Annotated in this window: 24 protein-coding genes and 11 tRNA genes; 5 read left to right on the forward strand and 30 right to left on the reverse strand. The window is 31.1% G+C overall.

The window, feature by feature from the left end; all coding sequences use genetic code 11:
- Position 1: 1 nt before the first annotated feature.
- From fabF to KQI86_RS18800, 11 genes are all read right to left on the reverse strand, one after another.
- Positions 2 to 1240, reverse strand: a complete 1239-nt coding sequence (fabF, locus tag KQI86_RS18750; protein WP_216440955.1) for a beta-ketoacyl-ACP synthase II — start codon at positions 1238 to 1240, stop codon at positions 2 to 4.
- A gap of 37 nt (positions 1241 to 1277) precedes the next feature.
- Positions 1278 to 2030 carry a 3-oxoacyl-[acyl-carrier-protein] reductase gene (fabG, locus tag KQI86_RS18755; protein ID WP_216440956.1) on the reverse strand — a complete coding sequence of 251 codons (753 nt, stop codon included), beginning with the start codon at positions 2028 to 2030 and terminating at the stop codon, positions 1278 to 1280.
- 26 nt (positions 2031 to 2056) lie between these two features.
- Complete coding sequence (gene fabD / locus KQI86_RS18760) at positions 2057 to 2998, reverse strand: ACP S-malonyltransferase (RefSeq protein WP_216440957.1); 942 nt, start codon at positions 2996 to 2998, stop codon at positions 2057 to 2059.
- Entirely contained in the window at positions 2988 to 3944 is a 957-nt protein-coding gene (gene fabK / locus KQI86_RS18765; RefSeq protein ID WP_216440958.1) for an enoyl-[acyl-carrier-protein] reductase FabK, read from the reverse strand. The genes fabD and fabK overlap by 11 nt, the downstream gene beginning before the upstream one ends.
- A 10-nt stretch (positions 3945 to 3954) precedes the next feature.
- Positions 3955 to 4179, reverse strand: a complete 225-nt coding sequence (gene acpP / locus KQI86_RS18770; protein WP_216440959.1) for an acyl carrier protein — start codon at positions 4177 to 4179, stop codon at positions 3955 to 3957.
- 26 nt (positions 4180 to 4205) lie between these two features.
- Positions 4206 to 5207, reverse strand: a complete 1002-nt coding sequence (locus KQI86_RS18775; protein WP_216440960.1) for a beta-ketoacyl-ACP synthase III — start codon at positions 5205 to 5207, stop codon at positions 4206 to 4208.
- A gap of 3 nt (positions 5208 to 5210) precedes the next feature.
- A complete protein-coding gene (locus KQI86_RS18780; RefSeq protein WP_216440961.1) occupies positions 5211 to 5678 on the reverse strand; it encodes a MarR family winged helix-turn-helix transcriptional regulator in 468 nt (155 codons plus the stop codon).
- A complete protein-coding gene (locus tag KQI86_RS18785) occupies positions 5671 to 6744 on the reverse strand; it encodes an NAD(P)H-dependent flavin oxidoreductase (protein ID WP_216440962.1) in 1074 nt (357 codons plus the stop codon). Before KQI86_RS18785 ends, KQI86_RS18780 begins: the two co-directional genes overlap by 8 nt.
- 129 nt (positions 6745 to 6873) lie before the next feature.
- Complete coding sequence (locus KQI86_RS18790; protein ID WP_216440963.1) at positions 6874 to 7515, reverse strand: amino acid ABC transporter permease; 642 nt, start codon at positions 7513 to 7515, stop codon at positions 6874 to 6876.
- A 12-nt stretch (positions 7516 to 7527) separates the two neighbouring features.
- A complete protein-coding gene (locus tag KQI86_RS18795) occupies positions 7528 to 8334 on the reverse strand; it encodes an amino acid ABC transporter substrate-binding protein (RefSeq protein WP_216440964.1) in 807 nt (268 codons plus the stop codon).
- 138 nt (positions 8335 to 8472) lie between these two features.
- Positions 8473 to 9258: a M23 family metallopeptidase gene (locus tag KQI86_RS18800; RefSeq protein ID WP_216440965.1), complete on the reverse strand. Its 786-nt coding sequence runs from the start codon at positions 9256 to 9258 to the stop codon at positions 8473 to 8475.
- 171 nt (positions 9259 to 9429) lie between these two features.
- On the opposite strand from KQI86_RS18800, the gene KQI86_RS18805 reads away from it, so the two are divergent.
- Both KQI86_RS18805 and KQI86_RS18810 read left to right on the forward strand, forming a co-directional pair.
- The gene (locus KQI86_RS18805) at positions 9430 to 10407 is read left to right on the forward strand and encodes a DnaD domain-containing protein (protein WP_216440966.1); all 978 of its coding nucleotides are present in this window, start codon (positions 9430 to 9432) and stop codon (positions 10405 to 10407) included.
- On the forward strand, positions 10400 to 11380 hold the full coding sequence (locus tag KQI86_RS18810; protein ID WP_216440967.1) for an ATP-binding protein: 981 nt from the start codon (positions 10400 to 10402) through the stop codon (positions 11378 to 11380). Before KQI86_RS18805 ends, KQI86_RS18810 begins: the two co-directional genes overlap by 8 nt.
- 35 nt (positions 11381 to 11415) lie before the next feature.
- Here the strand turns inward: KQI86_RS18810 and KQI86_RS18815 are convergent.
- From KQI86_RS18815 to KQI86_RS18875, 13 genes are all read right to left on the reverse strand, one after another.
- A tRNA-Thr gene (locus KQI86_RS18815) sits at positions 11416 to 11491 on the reverse strand.
- Between the two features lie 5 nt (positions 11492 to 11496).
- Positions 11497 to 11573, reverse strand: a tRNA-Asp gene (locus KQI86_RS18820).
- A gap of 11 nt (positions 11574 to 11584) precedes the next feature.
- Positions 11585 to 11660: transfer RNA gene (locus KQI86_RS18825), tRNA-Val, on the reverse strand.
- Between the two features lie 12 nt (positions 11661 to 11672).
- Positions 11673 to 11747: transfer RNA gene (locus KQI86_RS18830), tRNA-Glu, on the reverse strand.
- A gap of 20 nt (positions 11748 to 11767) precedes the next feature.
- Positions 11768 to 11844, reverse strand: a tRNA-Asp gene (locus KQI86_RS18835).
- 10 nt (positions 11845 to 11854) lie between these two features.
- Positions 11855 to 11930 (reverse strand) — tRNA-Val (locus tag KQI86_RS18840).
- Positions 11931 to 11941: 11 nt separating this feature from the next.
- A tRNA-Glu gene (locus KQI86_RS18845) sits at positions 11942 to 12016 on the reverse strand.
- A gap of 23 nt (positions 12017 to 12039) precedes the next feature.
- A tRNA-Thr gene (locus KQI86_RS18850) sits at positions 12040 to 12115 on the reverse strand.
- Positions 12116 to 12121: 6 nt separating this feature from the next.
- Positions 12122 to 12198, reverse strand: a tRNA-Asp gene (locus tag KQI86_RS18855).
- A gap of 9 nt (positions 12199 to 12207) precedes the next feature.
- Positions 12208 to 12283, reverse strand: a tRNA-Val gene (locus KQI86_RS18860).
- A gap of 11 nt (positions 12284 to 12294) precedes the next feature.
- Positions 12295 to 12369 (reverse strand) — tRNA-Glu (locus KQI86_RS18865).
- 165 nt (positions 12370 to 12534) lie between these two features.
- Entirely contained in the window at positions 12535 to 13350 is an 816-nt protein-coding gene (locus KQI86_RS18870) for a pyruvate, water dikinase regulatory protein (RefSeq protein ID WP_216440968.1), read from the reverse strand.
- 8 nt (positions 13351 to 13358) lie between these two features.
- The gene (locus tag KQI86_RS18875; RefSeq protein ID WP_216440969.1) at positions 13359 to 13742 is read right to left on the reverse strand and encodes a CoA-binding protein; all 384 of its coding nucleotides are present in this window, start codon (positions 13740 to 13742) and stop codon (positions 13359 to 13361) included.
- Positions 13743 to 13890: 148 nt separating this feature from the next.
- Here KQI86_RS18875 and KQI86_RS18880 point away from each other — a divergent pair, with 148 nt between their 5' ends.
- Positions 13891 to 15114, forward strand: coding sequence for a BaiN/RdsA family NAD(P)/FAD-dependent oxidoreductase (locus KQI86_RS18880; RefSeq protein WP_216440970.1), 1224 nt, complete (start codon positions 13891 to 13893; stop codon positions 15112 to 15114).
- Positions 15115 to 15157: 43 nt separating this feature from the next.
- Here KQI86_RS18880 and KQI86_RS18885 read toward each other — a convergent pair whose 3' ends face one another.
- The 3 genes from KQI86_RS18885 to KQI86_RS18895 all read right to left on the reverse strand — a co-directional run bounded on the left by KQI86_RS18885 (position 15158) and on the right by KQI86_RS18895 (position 18217).
- Complete coding sequence (locus KQI86_RS18885; protein WP_216440971.1) at positions 15158 to 15343, reverse strand: DUF1858 domain-containing protein; 186 nt, start codon at positions 15341 to 15343, stop codon at positions 15158 to 15160.
- 149 nt (positions 15344 to 15492) lie between these two features.
- Entirely contained in the window at positions 15493 to 16779 is a 1287-nt protein-coding gene (locus tag KQI86_RS18890; protein WP_216440972.1) for an adenylosuccinate synthase, read from the reverse strand.
- A gap of 31 nt (positions 16780 to 16810) precedes the next feature.
- The gene (locus KQI86_RS18895; RefSeq protein ID WP_216440973.1) at positions 16811 to 18217 is read right to left on the reverse strand and encodes an NAD(P)/FAD-dependent oxidoreductase; all 1407 of its coding nucleotides are present in this window, start codon (positions 18215 to 18217) and stop codon (positions 16811 to 16813) included.
- 218 nt (positions 18218 to 18435) lie between these two features.
- On the opposite strand from KQI86_RS18895, the gene pgsA reads away from it, so the two are divergent.
- Positions 18436 to 18954, forward strand: coding sequence for a CDP-diacylglycerol--glycerol-3-phosphate 3-phosphatidyltransferase (pgsA, locus tag KQI86_RS18900; protein WP_216440974.1), 519 nt, complete (start codon positions 18436 to 18438; stop codon positions 18952 to 18954).
- A gap of 29 nt (positions 18955 to 18983) precedes the next feature.
- On the opposite strand, the gene KQI86_RS18905 is transcribed toward pgsA, so the two are convergent.
- The 3 genes from KQI86_RS18905 to KQI86_RS18915 form a co-directional block, all read right to left on the reverse strand.
- Complete coding sequence (locus KQI86_RS18905; RefSeq protein ID WP_216440975.1) at positions 18984 to 19202, reverse strand: DUF3006 domain-containing protein; 219 nt, start codon at positions 19200 to 19202, stop codon at positions 18984 to 18986.
- Between the two features lie 26 nt (positions 19203 to 19228).
- Complete coding sequence (locus tag KQI86_RS18910) at positions 19229 to 19666, reverse strand: ACT domain-containing protein (protein ID WP_216440976.1); 438 nt, start codon at positions 19664 to 19666, stop codon at positions 19229 to 19231.
- 110 nt (positions 19667 to 19776) lie between these two features.
- Complete coding sequence (locus KQI86_RS18915; protein WP_216440977.1) at positions 19777 to 21204, reverse strand: L,D-transpeptidase family protein; 1428 nt, start codon at positions 21202 to 21204, stop codon at positions 19777 to 19779.
- 191 nt (positions 21205 to 21395) lie between these two features.
- On the opposite strand from KQI86_RS18915, the gene KQI86_RS18920 reads away from it, so the two are divergent.
- Positions 21396 to 22286 carry a CsxC family protein gene (locus KQI86_RS18920; protein ID WP_216440978.1) on the forward strand — a complete coding sequence of 297 codons (891 nt, stop codon included), beginning with the start codon at positions 21396 to 21398 and terminating at the stop codon, positions 22284 to 22286.
- Positions 22287 to 22347: the final 61 nt, after the last annotated feature.

A 22347-nucleotide genomic window follows, 5' to 3' on the forward strand; every position in this document is an offset into this window, starting at 1 on the left:
TCTATTCACTCCATTTTTTAAATAGAATAACTCCATTATGTCCACCAAATCCTAATGAGCTAGACATAACATAGTTTAATTTGCATTCTCTTCCTTTATTAGGAACGTAGTCTAAATCACATTCCTCGTCCTCAACTTTATAACCTATTGTGGGAGGTATGAAATTATCAATCATTGCTTTTATGGATGCAATAGCTTCCACTGCTCCAGCTGCTCCCAAAAGGTGCCCTGTCATTGACTTAGTTGAACTTATTGGTAACTTTTTAGCATAGTCTCCGAATACAGATTTTATTGCTTCTGTTTCAAATTTATCATTATACTCGGTTCCTGTACCATGAGCATTCATATATGAAACCTCTTCATTACGTATTCCAGCTTCTTCTATGGCAATTTTCATCGCTCTAGCTGCACCATCCCCTCCTGGAGCTGGTGAAGTTATATGATAAGCATCACAGGTTGAACCATATCCTACTAGTTCCGCATAAATATTAGCTTCTCTCTTCTTAGCATGTTCTAAGGATTCAAGTATTACAATGCCTGCTCCTTCACCCATTACAAAGCCATTTCTCTCTTTATCAAATGGAATAGATGCTCTTTTAGGATCTGTGCTTTTACTTAATGCTGTAAGAGAAATAAATCCAGCCATAGAAAGGGGAGTTATTGATGCTTCAGTACCACCAGCGATGATAATATCAGCTACACCACTTTGTATCATTCTATAAGCTTCCCCTATACAGTTAGTTCCTGTGGCGCAGGCTGTTACAACTGTAGTGCATACTCCCTTTGCACCAAATCTTATGGCAATATTCCCTGCTGCCATATTGCTTATTATCATTGGAATAAATAACGGGTGAACTTTATTGGGTCCTTTTTCTAATAATATTTCCTGCTGCTTTTCAACGGTTGCAATTCCACCTATACCTGATCCAACAACTACTCCAAATTTTTCTTTATCTATATTGTCTAAGTCTAAATTTGCATCTTTAACAGCCTCTACCGCTGCTGCTACAGCAAATTGGCAATATCTATCCATTCTCTTTGCTTCTCTTCTATCTATAGCCTCTTCAGGATTAAAATTTTTAACCTCTGCTGCTAATTTAGCTTTAAAATTTTCTGTATCAAAAGCTTTAATAAAATCTATGCCACAAACTCCATCTTTTAAATTGTTCCAAAATATATCTACATTATTACCTATAGGGGTTATTGCTCCCATGCCTGTTATAACCACTTTTCTTTTCACTTATAATACCAACCTTTCTATTAGAATTGGATTTTTCCTATATAACCATTCCTCCGTCTACATTTATAACCTGACCTGTAATATAAGAAGATTTATCTGATGCTAGAAAAGCTACTACTTCTCCTATATCCTCAGGCTTTCCAAATTTCTTAAGAGGAATGTTATTTAATGAGGCTTCTTTAACCTTATCTGATAATACCTCTGTCATATCAGTTTGAATAAACCCTGGAGCTACTGCATTAACATTTACTCCCCTTGCTGCTAATTCTCTAGCAACAGATTTTGTTAATCCTATTATTCCAGCTTTAGCAGCTGCATAATTTGACTGGCCTGCATTGCCTGTGATACCTACCACCGAAGATATGTTTATTATTTTTCCATACCTTTGCTTTATCATATATGGGGTTGTATGTTTAATACAGTTAAATGCTCCTTTTAAATTTACTTGGATTACTTTATCAAAATCCTCTTCTTTCATTCTCATAATAAGACCATCAGCAGTAATACCAGCATTATTAACTAAAATATCTAAGGACTTAAAGGCATCTATGGCGGACTTTACTATATTTTCAGCTTCTTTAAAATTACTAACATCCCCTTGAACAGCAATTACTCTTACTCCTTTATCTTCTATCTCCTTTATAACTTCTTCCACTACTTTTCCACTACTTCTATAGTTTATAACTATATTTGCGCCAAGATCAGCAAGTTTAAGGGCAATTGCTTTTCCTATTCCCCTAGTCCCACCTGTAACAACAGCAGTTTTTCCTTCTAAAACTCTATTTTGCATAATTATTCTCAACTCCAATTTTAAAATTATTCAATATTTAATGCCTTCAATGTTCTATCTAGGGATTTTAAATCTTCAATGTTATAAGCTTCTGCTTTTCTATTTATCTTTTTTACAAAGCTACTTAATGCTTTTCCAGGTCCTATTTCTATAAAAATTTCTATTCCATCCTGAAACATTTTATCTATGCTATGTTCCCACTTTACGGGGCTAACAATTTGTTTTTTTAATATACTTTTTATATTGCTATCTTCAAGATAATCTCCTGTAACGTTAGTTATTAGTGGAATTGAAGATTTTTTAAATTCTATTTCTTTTAATTCCTTTTCTAATTTATCTGATGCCTTAGCTAACATAGAACTATGAAACGGACCACTTACATTGAGAATTACTGCCTTTAACGCGCCTTTTTCTTTAGCAATTTCACATGCATAATTTAATGCATTTAATTCTCCTGCTATTACTATTTGACCTGGACAATTAAAGTTAGCTGGTTCTACTATTCCTAATGAAGATGCTCTTTTACAAATCTCATCTATATTTTCTTTATCTAATCCTAAAATAGCTGCCATACCACCTTTTCCCTTTGGTACTGCTTCTTCCATATACTTTCCTCTTCTTCTAACTAAATTAACGGCCTGATAAAAATCTAGCCTTTTGCTACATACAAGAGCTGAATATTCTCCTAAACTTAGTCCAGCTACTACAGTAGGTGTTATTCCATACCTCTCAAATATTTTTAAAGTCCCTATACTATGTGTTAATATAGCCGGTTGTGTATTTTCAGTTCTTGCTAGTTCTTCTTCCTGTCCAGTAAAGCACATCTCACTTATACTAAGGCCTAATACTTCATCTGCTTCATGAAATATATTCTTACACTCTGAAAAATTATCATATAGCTCTTTTCCCATTGCTAAATATTGTGATCCTTGTCCTGGGAACAAAAAAGCTATTTTTTTATTCTCCATAATTTAATCTCCCATCCTTAGATAAGCCTTCTAGAACAACTTTTATATCAAACATTTCTTTAATTATCTCTTCACAACTCTCTTCCTTAGTTATAAGCCCAGCAATTTGACCTGCCATTAAAGAGCCATTTTCTATATCTCCATCTTTAACAGCCTTTACTAAAGCACCTTTTCCTAATTCATTTAACTCTTCCATTGATATATTTTCTTTTTCTAATAGTTGAAATTGTCTTGTCAATTTATTTCTAAGCACCCTTACTGGATGACCTGTACTTCTTCCTGTAACTACTGTATCTATGTCTTTAGCGCTAATAATTTTATTCTTGTAATTTTGATGGACTGTACATTCCTTAGCTACTAAAAATCTAGTTCCAACTTGAACTGCTGATGCTCCTAACATAAACGCTGCAGCTACTCCTCTTTTATCACCAATTCCTCCTGCAGCTATAACAGGAATTTTCACTTCATCTACTACTTGAGGAAGCAGTGCCATTGTAGTTAGCTCTCCAATATGTCCTCCTGCTTCACATCCTTCTGTAACAACTGCATCTGCACCAGCCCTTTCCATTCTTTTCGCTAATGCAACAGAAGGAACTACTGGTATAACTTTTATTCCATACTCTTTCCACATACTTATATACTTACCTGGATTGCCTGCTCCAGTGGTAACTACCTTTACACCTTCTTCACACACCATTTTAGCTATATCTTCCGCATATGGACTTAATAACATTATGTTTACACCAAAAGGCTTAGTTGTTAATATTTTTGTTTTTCTAATTTCCTCTCTAACTATTTCTACTGGTGCATTACCTGCTGCTATAATTCCTAATCCTCCTGCATTTGAAACTGCTGAAACTAAACTACTATCTGCAATCCATGCCATAGCACCTTGAATTATGGGATATTTTATTCCTACCATTTGGCAGAATATATTTTTATTCATACTGTCACCCCTATTCAACAGCTCTTTTTTGTACAAAGTTTACAGCATCGCTTACAGTTCTAATTGATTCTGCATCTTCTATTTCTATATTAAACTCCTCTTCTATTTCTATTACAATTTGAAATAAATCTAAAGAATCTACTCCTAAGTCCTCAAAGGAAGTTTCTAAAGTTACCTTTTCTTCCTCAACATTTAATTGATCACAAATTATATTTCTTATTTTTTCAAATATCATTTATTTATTCCTCCTAAAATTAAATATTATTTACACCACTTTATAATTGATCCACCCCAGGTAAGACCTCCGCCAAAACCAACCATAAGTATGTTTTGGCCCTTTTTTAAAAGTCCTTTTCTATTCATTTCATCTAAGGCTATAGGTATACTTGCTGCCGAAGTATTACCGTAGCTTTGTAAATTAATATAGAACTTTTCTTTATCTATATCTAATTTCTTTATAGTATGATCTATTATCCTTAAATTAGCTTGATGAGGTATTATATAGTCTATATTGCTTAAGTCTAACTTAGCTTCTTCTAGAAGTTTCTCTATAGTTTCTTCCATAACTTTAACCGCAAATTTAAATATTTCTTTTCCTTCCATGGATAAGTATTTACTATTTTTATATACTTCATCTCCTAATACTTCTTTTCTTAAAATATTATTATTTATATCTACAGGTGCAGCATCACATTTTAAAAGATCACTTCCTCTTCCATCTGAAGCCATATAGTTTCCTAACACACCTTCTTCATTACCTATACTCAGAACGGCTGCTCCCGCCCCATCACCAAAGAGCACACAAGTACCTCTATCATTCCAATCTAATATCTTTGATAGTGTCTCTCCTCCAATTATCAAAGCGTTTTTCATAGCTCCATTTCTTAAAAATTGATATGCAATATTTAGAGCATATATAAAACCAGAACAAGCTGCTGAAATATCAAAACATACTGCTCTACTCGCACCTATTAAACTTTGAACGATACATGCAGTGGACGGAGTATAACAATCTGGAGTGGTTGTAGCTACTATAATTAAATCTATATCTTCTGCATTTATAGAAGCATTTTTTAATGCATTAATAGCTGCTTTAGCTGCTATCTTAGAGGTGTTTTCTCCTGTAGTAATTCTTCTTTCACCTATTCCTGTTCTGCTTCTTATCCATTGATCATTTGTATCTATAATTTTTGATATCTCATCATTAGTTAATATTCTTTCAGGTACGTAACTTCCAGTACCTATTATTTGTACTTCTCCCATGGTTTAAGTCTCCTTCTTTTCAACCTCTAGGTTATATTTACTTTTAAAAAACTTATTTAGCTTTTCAAGGGAGGATACTAATACCTTTTCTTCCTCTTCAGATAATCCTGAAATTGTTTCCTTCACCATATTTGAGTGAAATTTTTCATGAATCCTATAAGCTAACTTTCCTCTTTTAGTTAGACTTACATAAACAATTCTTCTATCTTCCTCAGATCTACTTCTCTCTACATATCCTTTTTTCACCAAATTATTTATTGCTGTAGTTAGTGTTCCCACAGTTATTTTTAAATCCATTGCAATTTCTGACATAGTTCTCTTATTATAAAGACTTACAGCTTCTATAGTGTGCATTTCTGTTACTGATAAATCCTTAAACTCTCCACTTTGTAAAGCATTTTGTTCAATTGTCAGGATATCATTAAATATATCCACTAAAAGTTCATTCAATACATTTATTGACCTACTCACAGTCTTTCACTTCCTCGATTAATTCTTCTATAAGTTCTTTTACAGTTACTATTTTATTCATCTTGTAACCCTTACTACCTATGAAAAGTAATCCCTCTTCTACATTTCCCCTAACAGCATTAATTAGGGCTTTTGATATACAATATATAGTGGTTTTAGGATTACATTTTTTTAAACAACCATAACATCTGTCAATTTCATCTCTGTTTTTTTCAATCTCTTTAATAAAGTTGTTGATTATTGCTCTGCCTGGAAGACCTACAGGACTTTTTATTATGTCTATGTTCTCTTCCTTGCACTCCAAATAGCACCTTTTATAGTTAATATGAGCATCACATTCTTCTGTACAAATAAATCTTGTGGCCATTTGAACCCCATGGGCCCCTAATTTTAAATATTTTTCTATATCTTTTCCCGTGTATATTCCACCTGCAGCAATTATAGGTATATTTTTCTCATATTTATTTTCAAAGTACTTCACTTCTTCAATTACTTCTTTAAGTATTTTTTCTAAAGTCAAATCATTATTCTCTATAAGCTCTTCATAATTAAATCCTAAATGTCCACCCGCTTCCGAACCCTCTACTACTATAAAGTCTGGAAGATAAGAATACTTGTCATACCAAAGCTTACAGATTATCTTGGCTGCTTTACCAGAAGATACAATGGGTGCTATCTTAGTTTTGCTCCCCTTAACTAAATCAGGTAAATTTTTAGGAATACCTGCTCCTGATATTATTACATCTATGCCTTCTTCTACTGCAGCCTTAGCCATTTCATCATAATTGTTCATAGCTACCATTAAATTTACACCAATTATTCCTAGCGGACTTAATTTTTTAGATTTTCTTATTTCATTTTTTAAAGCTCTAATGTTTGCTTCTTTGCTATTGGTCTCAAAATCCTCTTCATTAAATCCAATTTGAACTCCTGATATAATTCCTATCCCACCTTCATTTGCTACTGCTGCAGCCAATTTTGAAAGTGAAACTCCTATGCCCATACCGCCTTGGATAATAGGGATTTTTGCTTCTAGATTTCCAATTTGCAAAGGAGATATCTTCATAAAATCTCCTCCTTATTTTTTGATATTCAAATATTTTGATAGTCAAAGTATATACTCAAAAAAAATATTTGTCAATTATTTTAAAAAATAAAATGGATATAATTATTCTATTATACCCATTATTTTTAGTTAATCGTAATAAGAATATTTTATTTCTAATCTTTTAAATAATATCACAAGGATAGCACCTAATATTAAATATATTATTCCACCTATTACAAAGGGTACTAAAGTAAAATCTCTTGTCATTACTTCTTTAGAGGCTCTTAATATCTCTTCCATACCTATTATTGCAACTAAAGCAGTATCTTTTATTAAACTAATAGCTTCATTGCAAGTAGATGGTATAACCCTTTTAATCGTTTGAGGAATAATTACTCTTTTCATCATTTGATAATTATTCATACCCAATGCTTTTGATGCTTCGTATTGTCCTTTATCTATAGATTGAATGCCAGATCTAAATATCTCTGTAAAATATGCAGAGTAATTTAAAGTAAAAGTTATTACTGCTGCATTGAATCTGCTAATTTTAAATCCTAAATATGGCATACCATAATATATAAAGAATAACTGTATCAGTAAAGGAGTGCCTCTAAAAATCCAAGTATACACACCTATTATAAAACTACATACTTTATTTTTAGACACCTTTATCAAAGAAAATACTATGGCTATAGCAATAGAACTCATTAATACTATTGAAAAAAGCCATAAAGTAACGTCACTACCCTTTATAATAAATAAAATTGTGTCATATAGCTTGGTCATTTATAATCACCTCTATTTTGCAATTAGATCTTTTCCAAGCCATTTTTTTGATATCTTTTCTGTAGTGCCGTCCTTTTTCATTTCATCTATTATTCTATCTATCTCTTCCCTAAAAGCTTCATCAGTTTTTCTCACTCCTACCCCAAAAGGTTGTGTACCAAAATTTTCATCTAAAACTTTAAAAGCATCCTGCTTCTTTGTCATATAATATCTTCCTACTATTTCATCTATAACTACAGCTTCTACTCTGCCTATAGATAAATCCATTAAAGCTTCTGCATAGTTTGCATATCTTTTTATTTCTTTAAAAGTTTTCATGACTTCTGGCTCTGTTTTTATAGCATCTTCACTAGTACTCCCCATTTGAATCCCTATAACTTTACCTTCTAAATCTTTTTTATTTTTTATTGAGGAATCTTTATTAACCATAATAATTTGTCCATCAAAAAGATATTCTTTCGTAAAACCTATTTGCTCTTTTCTCTTTTCAGTTATACTCAGTCCATTCCATATAACATCTACATCACCATTATTTAAACTTCCTATTATTCCATTCCAATCTACTGGCTTAAATACAACTTTAACCCCCATCCTGCTAGCAACTTCTTTAGCTAAATCTATATCCAAGCCAACAATTTCCCCCTTTTCATCTCTAAATCCCATTGGGGCAAAAGTATCATCTAAACCAACTATAAACTCTCCTCTTTTTTTAATCTCTTCTAAGGATTTATCTTCTTTGCTATGGTTTTTATCACATCCCATTAGTAATATACTTAAAGCAAAAAATATTGCTAAAATCGTTAATAGTCTCTTTTTCATTTGATAACTCCTCCTTTTATTAATTAATATGAAACCCATTATACTTTAGTACACTAAATTTGTAAAGTGCTAATTCATGAAATTAAATTAATAATAAAATAAACTGCCACCAATAATTAATATTAGCGGCAGTTTGTTTTAATTTATATATTCAGTAGGGTCTTGAGGTACTCCTTTAATTCTTACTTCAAAGTGGAGGTGAGGTCCTGTACTTCTCCCTGTGCTACCCACTTCTGCAATTTTGTCGCCCACTTTAACATATTCACCTTTTTGGGCAAACAATTTGCTGCAATGTCCATATATTGTAACAGTATCATCTCCATTATCTATTCTCACTACATTTCCATAGCCATTCTCCCATCCAGAATAAATAACTTTTCCAGGCAATATAGCATGTATAGGAGTACCTGAAGGTGCTGCTATGTCTACTCCATTATGCATCCTACCCCATCTCATTCCAAAATTAGAAGAAACGGTACCTCTTGATAGCACTGGATTACTATCCTTAATATTTTCACCTTTAATGGTAAAACTTACATCCCAAATTTCATCGTGTCCATTCATGATATTATATGCAAAATATTCAGGTTCTCTAACCTCATCGGCATTGACTATGTCTTTGTAGTAAGTTATGCTGTTGTTTAATATAACTTCTTTTATATTTTTAAACTCAGAATTTTTAATGCTCTCTTCTCTGATTATATTTAGCATCTTCTTTATATCATCTTCACTATTTAATAATGCAACCTTTACTCCATCTGATTTAACTACTATGGCTTCTTTCATTACTATCTCTTCTTCTACTTTTTTGTTAGATTGAACACTTTTGTTTATGTAGAGTTTATTGTTCATAATAATAATGGAAAATAAAGTTGTCATGGAAATTAAAAGTACTATAAATGACTTTCTATTTTTTACTCTCATTATATTATTCTCCTTTTTACTAAATGGATATTTGTTGTAAAAAAAACATCTTTATCTATTCTATGCATATTTTAAAATTTTATAATACATTTTGATAAAATGCTTTGTTGAGATAAAATATATACTTTGTTATAATTAAATGATGCAATAATTAATATAGGGGGTGTTTTTGTGAGTACTTTCATATTTAAAGATAAGAATTATGTATATACTCCCGTAAGTAATGTATTTATAGATAAACACATGCCTAGAGCTCGTGGTGAGTTCGTTAAAGTATATTTATTAGGCTTAAAATATTGTGTATCTGGAGAATTAGGAGTAAATTCTTCCATTATGGCTAGTACTCTTCATCTATTAGAGACCGATGTTCTAAATGCATGGTCTTATTGGAATGATGAAGGTGTTATAAAAATGACACCTGTAGATAATATGGGTAATTTTTCTATTGAGTTTATTGATTTAAGTGAAAGCAATATTAATTCCACTGAAGACATAAACTTATTAGAAGAGTTAAATAATAATTCTACTAAAGATATGTTACAAGACATAGAAAAATTATTAGGTAGGCCGCTATCTAGTAAGGAAATGACTATGTACATAGGTTGGATTAAAGATTATAATTTTCTTCCTGAAATTATATTATTGTTAATACAATACTGTGCTTCAAAAGGTAAGACTGATTCTAGGTATATAGAAATGGTAGCCATTGCATGGCACAATGCTAAAATTAAAACAATAGAAGATGCTCAAACATTTATAAAAAAACATGAAGATAAATGGATAAACATCAGAAAAATCTTAAATTACGTAGGAATAAAAGATGGAGAAGTAATGAAACCTCAGGAGGAACTGTTGACGAAATGGTTATCTTCATATAATTTCTCTTTAGAAATAATATATAAGGCTTGCGATATATGCTTTCATAGAATAAATAAAGCAGACTTTAAATATATTGATGGAATTTTGACTAGCTGGTTTAAAGATGGAATAAAATCCATAGAAGATGTTGATAAAAAAGATAATAAAAAAGCTTATAAAAAAACTAGTAATTTTAAACCTAAACTAGATAGTTTTAATAATTATGATCAGAGAAACTATGATTTTGATGAATTAGAAAAAAAATTATTAGGATGGGATAACAATGCTTAAAGGGTACGGAGAAGAAATTGCAAAAATATATGAATCCTTAAGAGTTAATAATGAGGAATCTCTTAAAAACCGACGTGATGAAATTGAAAAAATAATTCCTCAAGTGATTGCAATGGAAAATAAAATTGCTCAACTCTCTATAGAGCTTTCAATTAATATATTAAGAAAAACAAAAAATATCGATGAACTTATAGAGGAAACAAAGGAAAAAATAACAGAGTTAAGGATGAAAAAATCAGAGTTTTTAGTGTCAAGAGGCTATCCTCTTGACTACCTAGAAATGCAGTATAATTGCTCCAAGTGTAAGGATACAGGATTTATAGGTGTGAAAAAGTGCGATTGTTACAAACAAAATTTAGTTAAAATATTATATAGAAACTCTGAATTAAATAATATGTTAGAAAGAAATAATTTTTCTAATTTTTCCTATCAATATTTTTCTCCAAATAGAAATTCCAATGAGCCAGAAAGCCCACGTAAAAACCTGGAGAAAATAGCTAGTATTTCATGGAATTTCATAGAGAATTTTTCAAACTCAGAAGAGAACCTTTTATTTTTTGGAGATTCAGGTACCGGAAAAAGCTTCCTTGCCAGTTGTATAGCTAAAGAATTATTAGATAACAGTTACATGGTAATATATAAAACCGCGGTAGACTTAATAAAAGATTTAAAACAATCAAGATTTGCTGGTGAAGAAGAATTAGAAGATTTATTAATCAATTGTGACTTGTTAATCATAGATGATTTAGGAACAGAACCTATTAATGAATTTTCTAAAATAGAATTATTTAATCTACTTAATACTAAACTTTTAAAGAGAAAAAAAATGATAATATCCACTAATTTCTCCATAGAACTTATGCTAAAAAACTATTCAGAAAGAACAACATCTAGATTATTAGGTAATTTTACTTTATGTAAATTCTTTGGAGAAGATATTAGAGTTAGATTAAATATGAATAAAAAGAAATAAAAAAACATACACCTTTTGGTGTATGTTTTTCACTTTGGAGCTGGCAATAGGACTTGAACCTACAACCTGCTGATTACAAGTCAGCTGCTCTGCCAATTGAGCCATGCCAGCAATATTGGCGACCCAGAAGGGACTCGAACCCTCGACCTCCGGCGTGACAGGCCGGCACTCTAACCAACTGAGCCACTGGGCCAAAAAAAAATGTGGTGGGCACAACAGGGATCGAACCTGTGACCCTCTGCTTGTAAGGCAGATGCTCTCCCAGCTGAGCTATGCGCCCACATTATATTAATGGTGACCCCTACGGGACTCGAACCCGTGTTACCACCGTGAAAGGGTGGTGTCTTAACCGCTTGACCAAGGGGCCTTGATCATATATTAAATTATTGGCGACCCAGAAGGGACTCGAACCCTCGACCTCCGGCGTGACAGGCCGGCACTCTAACCAACTGAGCCACTGGGCCAAAAAAAATGTGGTGGGCACAACAGGGATCGAACCTGTGACCCTCTGCTTGTAAGGCAGATGCTCTCCCAGCTGAGCTATGCGCCCACATTATATCATGGTGACCCCTACGGGACTCGAACCCGTGTTACCACCGTGAAAGGGTGGTGTCTTAACCGCTTGACCAAGGGGCCTCATTTAAATATTAATTTTAAATTGGAGCTGGCAATAGGACTTGAACCTACAACCTGCTGATTACAAGTCAGCTGCTCTGCCAATTGAGCCATGCCAGCACTTATTGGCGACCCAGAAGGGACTCGAACCCTCGACCTCCGGCGTGACAGGCCGGCACTCTAACCAACTGAGCCACTGGGCCATAAAAATGTGGTGGGCACAACAGGGATCGAACCTGTGACCCTCTGCTTGTAAGGCAGATGCTCTCCCAGCTGAGCTATGCGCCCACATTATATCATGGTGACCCCTACGGGACTCGAACCCGTGTTACCACCGTGAAAGGGTGGTGTCTTAACCGCTTGACCAAGGGGCCTTTAAACAGGCACTCTTGCTCGGTGCCACCTAACATAGATAATAATACAAGATATTTGCTAAAGTGTCAACAGTTTTTTAAAAAGTTTTTTTATATTTTTATTAAAAAAGGGCTAAAGCATTAATATTACTACACTTTAGCCTTTTTATTAATAAAAATTGTAGATTAGTAATCTTTATTTCCCCCATATCCTATTGAATCCATAATAAGTAATGCTGTATCTTCTATTGCTCTATTTGTTACGTCTATAACTTTACATCTAAGTCTTTTCATAACCCTATCAGCATATTCTAATTCATCTAATACTCTTTCTCCATTAGCATATTGTATGTCAGAAGATATTATTGAGAATTTATCCATTCTATGTTTTCTTATTTCCATTAGCCTTATTGGATCAATTGTAAGTCCTACTATTTTTTTATTATCTATTTCAGAAAGTTCTTCTGGTAGAGGTACTTCTGGCATGAGAGGTATATTTAAAGCCTTTATACCTTTATTGGCCAGGTACATACATAATGGAGTTTTAGATGTCCTCGACAAACCAATTAATATAACATCTGCAATTTTTATACCTTTATGATCCTTACTATCATCATATCTCATGGCAAACTCCATTGCTTCTATTCTTTTATCATATCTAGCATCCATATTGCGCACAGCCCCTGGTTTGTAGTCTGGAAGCCTATTTAAAATCTTTGATGCTGTATTTATACATGGACCTAATATATTTATTATATTAATACCTCTTTCTATACATCTTTCAATTAAAAATTCTCTTACATCTACTAACACTATTGTATTTATTATCATTGTATCTTTGGGAGATTCTATGCTATTTAAAAACTCTTCTGCTGCTTCAAAATTTTTTATATATATTACTCTTTTTAATCTTATTTTCTCATTAAATTGACTTGCAGTAGCTCTAGCAACTTGTTCTGCTGTTTCCCCTATAGAGTCCGATACAGCATAAATTGTTAACATTCAATTATCTACCTCTTTCTTGTATAGTAGGAAAGTTCTACCAAAGCACATCCCTCTATAGCTATGATACCTTTTTCTTTGCAAAAACTCAATATTTCTTCACTTGATGCTCCAGGTTGAATTAATATTTTATTTATGCCCAAATCATATGCTTCTCTAACTATATCCATTCCACTTTTAGGATTTATACATAAATCTACCACATCTATTTTATTAGGTATATCTTTTAAAGATTTATAAACATCGTCATTATTACTATTTGGACTTACACCCTTTGCATTAAATTCATTGTCTATTAGCTTATTTAATATTCTATAAGCATATTTATCTTCATTCAAAACATCTCCTGCTACCACCCAATTTTTAAATTCTAATAATTGTTGAGCCTCCATATAAATCCATCTCCTTTTTATTATTTAAATTATATTATATACTTAATATTATATACTTATATTATATAATTATAGCTCGTAATTATATATGATTTTTGTATATAATTATATTATGAGTATTATTTGTTATTAAAAGGAGAGGTTTGTTTTGTTCCATGATATTATTATTATTGGTGGAGGTGCCTCAGGACTAGTAGCAGCTATTGTTGCTAAAGATAGAGGTTTAGATGTAGCTATAGTTGAAGGTAATGATAGAATCGGTAAAAAGATTTTAACTACAGGTAATGGTAGGTGTAATATTACAAATACATGTGTAAATAACTTAAAATATTACAGCAATAACACTAATTTTTTTAAAAGTGTTATTGAAAATTTTAATATTAATGACACAATGGAGTTTTTCAATTCTTTAGGCCTACCACTAGTAGAATTAGAAGATGGGAAGATATATCCTATGTCGCTACAAGCTTCTTCTGTATTAGATGTATTTAGAATGGCTATAGATGAGAGAAATATCCCATTGTATTTAGATTCAAAGATAAGTAAAATTCAAAAGCTAAATAATACATATAAATTATTTACTTCAAAAGACATAAATTTTACATGCAATAAATTAATTTTGAGCTGTGGAGGAACTTCCGCTCCTAACACTGGCTCCGACGGTTCCGGATTTTTATTAGCCAAATCTTTAGGTCATGACCTTATATCTCCAGTGCCAGGTCTTGTCCAGTTAAAATTACAGCATGACAAGTTAAAAGCTTTATCTGGAATTAAATTTGATGGAGATGTAAAAATTTTTATAAATGATGAATTAGTTCGTGAGGAACATGGTGAAATATTATTTACTGACTATGGTATTTCCGGTCCGCCCATACTTCAAATAAGTAGTATTATTTCAAGAGCACTTTATGAAAAAAATAAAGTTATGATATCAGTAGATATTAATCCAAACACCACTAAAGAAAAATTATCAGCTTTTTTAGAAAATCATTGGGGTACTTTTAGCTATAGAAGCTTACATGATTCACTTATAGGTATAGTAAATAAAAAGCTTATACCCATCTTGCTAAAAGAGTGTAATATATCTGATATACACAAACCCTGTTATCAATTGTCATGGAAAGAAAAGATCTCAATAATATCTTTGTTGAAGAAATGGGATTTTGTTGTTTATGATACAAATTCTTTTAAAAATTCTCAGGTAACTTGTGGTGGGATTAATACTAAAGATATAGACCCTTATACTCTACAATCTAAAATTGTCGAAAATTTATTTTTCACTGGTGAAATCTTAGATGTACACGGAGATTGTGGTGGATATAATTTACAATGGGCATGGAGTAGTGGCTATATAGTTGGTAACAGCATATAGTTAAAAAGAGTCTATAAGTTTTTAACTTATAGACTCCTAATAATTATTTATTTAATGCATCTAATAACTTAGCTAAATCAAGTCCATGTACCATTGCTGCTTGTTCTACAGTCTCTCCTTGAGCTGACGGACAAAATACACAACCCATTCCAAAGCTTGCTAATACTTCTGCAGCTTCTGGCTTTACTCTTATAACTTCACCGATAGTCATATCTTTGTTTATTTGCATAGTTTTCTACCTCTCTTTTGATTATTATTTATAATTAATAAAGTGCACTAAAATAGTAGGCTTTATTAATTATATTATAATTTACAATTTAATATGTTTCAAGTATATAATTATTATATACTTGATTCAAGATGCCATACCTATAAATATTATAATTGTGATATTTTAATAGTCTGATCTCTTCTTGGCCCTACAGAGATTATGGATATTTTAGTCTCTGATAACTCTTCTATTCCTTTTAAATATATTTTAGCATTTTCGGGTAGATCTTCATAACTTCTAGCATTATATATACTTTCATCCCATCCATTAAATTCTTTATATATTGGATTGCATTGAGCTAAATCTTCTAAACTAGCAGGTACATAATCTATGTTTTTTCCTTTAAATTCATATCCTATACAAACTTTTATTTTATCTAATCCAGCTAAAGTATCTATCTTAGTTATAGCAAAACTAGTTAAACCTGAAACCCTAGCTGCGGTTTTTAATATTACAAGATCAAGCCATCCACATCTTCTAGCTCTTCCTGTAGTAACTCCATATTCATGACCTTTCTCTCTTACCCAATCACCAGTTTTATCCATTAGTTCAGTAGGGAAGGGTCCCTTACCAACTCTTGTAGTATAAGCTTTTACGATTCCTACAACATTAGTTATCATTGTTGGCCCAATTCCTGTTCCTATGCAAACTCCACCAGCTATAGTATTCGATGAAGTTACATAAGGATAAGTACCGTAATCAATATCTAACAATGTTCCTTGGGCTCCTTCAAATAAAACTTTTTTATTTTCTTTTATATATTTATATATTTCAACTGATGTATCCTTTACAAAAGGTTTTATTTTTTCTGCATATGAGGTATACTCTCTAAAAATCTCTTCAAAATCCAATGGTTTTTCTGAGTATATTTTAGTAATTATATTGTTTTTTTCTTCTATATTATTTCTTAATCTTTCTTTAAATATCTCTTCATATATAAGGTCACAAACTCTAATCCCGCTTCTCTCCATTTTATCAGTATAACAAGGACCTATTCCTTTTCTTGTAGTTCCAATATCTTTTTCCCCTCTTGCTCTCTCCTTAATACCATCTAAAATTTTGTGGTATGGCATGATAATTTGTGCTCTGTCACTTATTATAAAATTATTAGGTGTAATTAAAACACCTAGCTCATTTAAGTATTCCATTTCTTCAAAAAGTGCCTTAGGATCTATTACTACTCCATTTCCTATTACATTAATTTTGTTTTCATATAATATCCCTGAAGGTATTAAGTGTAATTTATATTGTTTATCTTCTACTTCTACAGTATGGCCTGCGTTATTCCCACCTTGATATCTTATAACCACGTCTGCTCCTTCAGCAAGATAATCTGTCATCTTCCCCTTACCTTCATCACCCCATTGAGCGCCTAAAACTACTACTGCTGACATATTTATCACTCCCCACTTTTAGAATAGAATTTTACATCTTTTCAGCTATATCTCTAGCAACAACAACTCCTGTTACTGACGCTTGCATAAGTCCTCTTGTTATTCCTGCTCCATCCCCTATGGTATATAAATTTTTTACTGCAGTTTCAAATTTATTATTAGTTTCAAACTTACTTGAATAAAACTTTACCTCTACACCATATAGTAACGTATTTTTACTATATAATCCTGGAGCAATCTTATCAAAAGCCTTTAATGCTTCCACTATTGAAGTTAGGTGTCTTTGAGGAAGAACAAAACTTAAATCTCCTGGGACTGCGTAACTTAACGTTGGAATAGTAGTTGATTTTTTTAATCTAGAATAATCAGTTCTTCTTCCATTTAAAAGATCCCCTAATCTTTGTACCATTATTCCTCCACCAGTTAACATGTTTCCTAATTTAGCGATATATTTTCCATAGTCTATTGGTTGATTAAAAGGCTCAGTAAATGTTGTAGATACTAATACAGCGAAATTTGTATAGTCCGTTCTTAATTCCTTTTCAGAATAACTATGTCCATTTACAACTGCTATATCTCCATCATAGTGTTCTTCAGAAACAACACCACCTGGATTCATACAGAAAGTTCTCACTTTGTTTTCAAAAGTATCAGAATAATAAACGAGCTTAGCTTCGTATAAATCTTTTGTCAAATGATCCATTACTGAATTAGGAACTTCTACTCTAACACCTATATCTACAGCATTATTTGTGGTTTTTAATTTATGCTTCTTGGCCTGTTCTGTCAGCCATTCAGCTCCTCCTCTTCCTGGCGCAGCTACAATATAATCAGCATTTATTTCTTTGCTTCCTTCTTTACTTTGAACAATGACACCTTTTATTTCGTTATTTTCTATTATAAAATCTTTAACTTCTGTTAATTCACTAAAATCTGTATTTGTATTATTTATAAGGTGATAATACATGTCTCTTAAAACATTGTAAGCTAATTCGGTACCTAAATGCCTAACAGGACATTCTACAAGACGGATATTATGCTTACTAGATTCATATTTTATTTTATCCGTTTTTTCACTATTTAGCCCATAAACAGTCTTATTGGCTCCGAAATCTAGATATATATTATCACAATATTCTATAAGCTTATTGCAATCTTCTTCCGTGAAGTATTCTAATATTCTTCCCCCTACTTCTGGGCTTAAAGAAAGCTTCCCATCTGAAAAAGCCCCCGCTCCTGACCAACCGAATGTTATACCGCAAGGCTCACAGTTTACACACTTTCCTATGGTTCTTGCGGGACACTTTCTTTTATCAATATTTCTTCCTTTATCTATTATCAATATATTTGTTTCTGGTTTCAATTTTGCTGTCTCTAATGCAGTAAATATTCCTGCTGGACCAGCGCCTATAATTATTAAATCATATCTATTTTTCATTTCCATCCCCTCCTATAATATGGTAACAAAAATAAATTTTTCCGTCAATGAAATACGAATATTATTTATTAATTTTTATTTATATTTCGCATAATATTGTTTCAAAGTTTTTATTGTTACAAATTTATTTTACAAATTAAATAATTATATTATACTTATTATATGTACTTATTATTTCCAATAAAATAATATATATATATAAATTAGGAGAGATAACTATGAATATTCCAAATATATTAACCTTATTTAGAATATTTCTAATACCTGTATTCATTCTAATATTTTTTTCTGGCATAAAGAATAGTTTTTTATTCTCAACAATTATTTTCTTCATAGCTGGAATTACTGACGTTTTAGATGGATATTGGGCTAGAAAATATAATATAGTTACAAAGTGGGGTGTAGTCTTAGACCCCTTAGCCGATAAACTTATGTTAATTACCGTGCTAAGCTGTCTAACTATTGATAATATGATTCCTCATTGGATGTTGCTTATTGTAGCATCAAAAGAACTAGCTATGATTATTGCCGGTGCAATTCTATATAATAAGGATTTTATAATCCCTTCAAACATATTTGGTAAAGTAGCCACCTGTATGTTTTATCTAGCTATTTTTATTCTAATTTTCAATGAACAATATGGCAGATATTTTTTAGATATTGCTATAGGCAGTGCTATTATCGCTTTTTTTAACTATTTGATTTTTTATCTAAAACAAAATAAATCAAAAAAATAAAGGACACAAATTTAATGTGTCCCTGTTTTTTATTCATCCCATAAATCTTTTGTCAACTCTTCTATTAATTTTCTTCTATTTTCTGTTTCTACCTCATCTATAGTTATATTATTATCATTATCTATGATAATAACATCCCCTTCTTTAGCTTCAGGAGGAATTATATTTATACTTAAATTAACCATAGTTCCTTCTTCTAATTCAACTACAGCATAATCTTCTTCTATTCTGTCTATTACTCCCTTCATTATGCTTTATACCTCCAATATTTTCTTTAGTCCATAGCTACTAACTCTAATTTTATCACATAATCCATATTTTTTATTTCATCAAGAAGTTTATTAAACTCAATTTTCAAATTAGATATATCAAAGGTTATATTCACATTTGCAGTATTATTTATAGGTATCTCCTGATTAATAGTAAGTATATTACCTTTATAATAAGCAATATTATCTAATATCTTAGATAATATTCCTGGTTCATGATCTAAAGTAAGCGCTATTATAACCTTATGATTATTCATGTTACCAGCTACAGTAAAAACAAAATCTTTATACTTATAATAAGTACTTCTGCTTATTCCTACGATTTTTACTGCTTCTGTAATTTCCTTTACTTTTCCAGTTTTCATTAATTCTTTTACTTCAATAACTCTTTCAAAAACATCAGGCAAAACACTAGTATGTATCATTAAAAACCTATCATTCATATAACCACCTCATATAATTTTGAATAACATACTTATATGCCTAATATTAACACAGTTAAAACATATATACAACTGTCCTTCTATGGATTACACAATATTTTTAATATTTTTTATTTTTTAATTTCTACCAATGTGTTTTTAGGTATATTATTATATATCCACTTTGCTGCATCTTTTTCTAATCTTATGCATCCATTAGAAGCCTTACTACCTAACCTTTTATATTCATGTTCGATTATTCTTCCATTTAAATCATGCAATACACTATGAAATAAATAGTTATAATTAAATCTAACATAATCATAACATATATATCCCTTTTCATATCCAAAGCTATGACCTCTATCTCCAATTAAAAACCTTCCTATAGGAGTTGGAGTAGCATCTAATCCTGTAGAACATATGAAGTTTTTTATAAGCTTACTATCCTTATAAACATACACTCTTTGCTTAGTTATATCAACAACAATGCTATATAATTTAGATGGAGTAACTTTTTTTATATAATTTTCATGTATATAGCCTTTAATTTCCTTTGATGTTCCATAATTTAAAACTTGTACATAATTAAAAGAACCCTTTTTACCTAATATCTTCACTTCTTGTGTACTTCCATAAATATATCCTATAATCTGAGAATTTAAACTTGCATCTTTTCTTACCATTATTCTTGTTGTCTCACTAGCATTTCCAACATATAGTTCACTAATAGTAGGTGCTGATGAATTACTATCTTTTTTGATTGGTTTCTTTGATACTGTAATATCTATATTCTTAACATCATCATACTCCCCTAATGAATCATTATATACACCAGGTATCTCCCATCTCTTAACTCTAACAGATAACTTATAAGAACCTTCTTTTAGCTTTTCTGTGTTTATATCAAATTCATTCGTAGAATAAATTTGATTTGAATAACCATTGGTTACTTCACTCCATTTTTTAGACACATTAGAAAATAAAAATACTCTATACTGTACAGGCCCATAATATCCCTTTGTTTTTATTTTTAAATTTAAATTGAAATTCTCAAAATATGGTGGTTTATTTAGTATAGATACGTCTAACTTTGGCTCTCCATTTTTCAAACACTCAAATTCAATAATTTTATAATCGTCATATCCTATATCATATTCACCAATTGATACATCTCTACTTCCTAATCCATTACTGTGTTTTGCAAATATTAATATATCATAATTTCCAGGTTGTATATCGAATATATAAAACTTAAATGGTTTTTCCCCATCTCTATCAAAAGTATATCCATTAGTTAATTCTATTAAATTTTCATTCTCTAAAGACCTAAGAAACACTCTATAATTTACTTCACCTTTGTAATTAGAATTAATAGTGTAGTCTATCAACTTATTTTCATAAACTGGATAATTATCAAAGTTCATCTCCGCATTCTTTAATATTGTGTTTTCTATTACAGGTAGCTCATAATTGATATTATCTTTAGCATTAGCTTTACTACTTAAAAAAGTAAACCAACAGAATACTAAAATAAATATTTTAATACTTTTTTTCATAATTTCCCCCCCACTTTTCTTATTAACAATACTTTTAATATATATGCTATACATCCGGATAAATATGGTTATAAATTATTTTTAATTTATAGGTTTCATTTTTCACTATATATGAATAGTATGTATTAGCGCCAAAGATAAGAAATTGATTAATGATTTATAATTTATAATAAAAAAGGGAGGAACTATTAATGAGTCTTATAAGCAGTTATAATAAATGTTACGGAGAAGGTTATGGTGGAGGTTCATATGAAAGTTCAAGTTCTGAAGCTAGTTCATGTGCTAGTTCATGTGCTAGCGAAAGACACCACTGTGAGGCTAAAGTTTCTGATGCAATGACAAAATCAATGTGTGAAAATTGGCCTATAACAAATTCTTGCGCAAAAGGATCTACACTATTTAAAATACCAACAGTTCTAGCTTTCTTTACAGTTCAAATAGACACAGAAGCAACTTTAACCTTAGAAGATCCAGCTACAGATATAAAATTTATTGATAAAGATGTAAAAGTAACTCAATGTCATCTTGTTCCTGGAACTGATAAAGTTTTCTTAGAAGGATTCGTTAAAAAGAATATCGTTTTCTCTACAAAGGGATGCGTAAGTAAACATGGCGTATCTGGTGATATTAAACACACAACTTTAAGAGTACCATTTAGCTGTGTAACAAAAGTGGATTTCTTAAACGGATTTAATGCTGGAAATATATTTAGAGAAAATGAAAGAACAATCGAAATAGAAACTCAAGAACCTCATTGCTGTAGAAAAGATAAAAACGTTATTAATAAAGAAGTAGACCATAACTTCATTCACAACTCCGTATTCAATGAAAAAGTATTCTGCGAAATAGAAGAAGCTACTATTTTTGAATCTGACATCGAAATGGATAAATGTCACATTCATCACGAAGACCATAGAGATAAATGTAATGATCACGATGATCATATGGAACACACATTCCAAAAAATTAGAGAAAAAATGGTAATATTCCTTAAGGTAAAATTATTACAGAACAGACAAGTATGTATCCCTGGCGTAACTTTCCCAGGAATACACCCACACCATGACAAATGCGATAAATAATAAACTTATAATGATAAAAAGGCTCAATTTATTTTGAGCCTTCCTATTTATATTATGTTTT

Source organism: Clostridium mobile, from assembly GCF_018918285.1.
GTDB classification, from domain to species: Bacteria; Bacillota; Clostridia; order Clostridiales; family Clostridiaceae; genus Clostridium_AW; species Clostridium_AW mobile.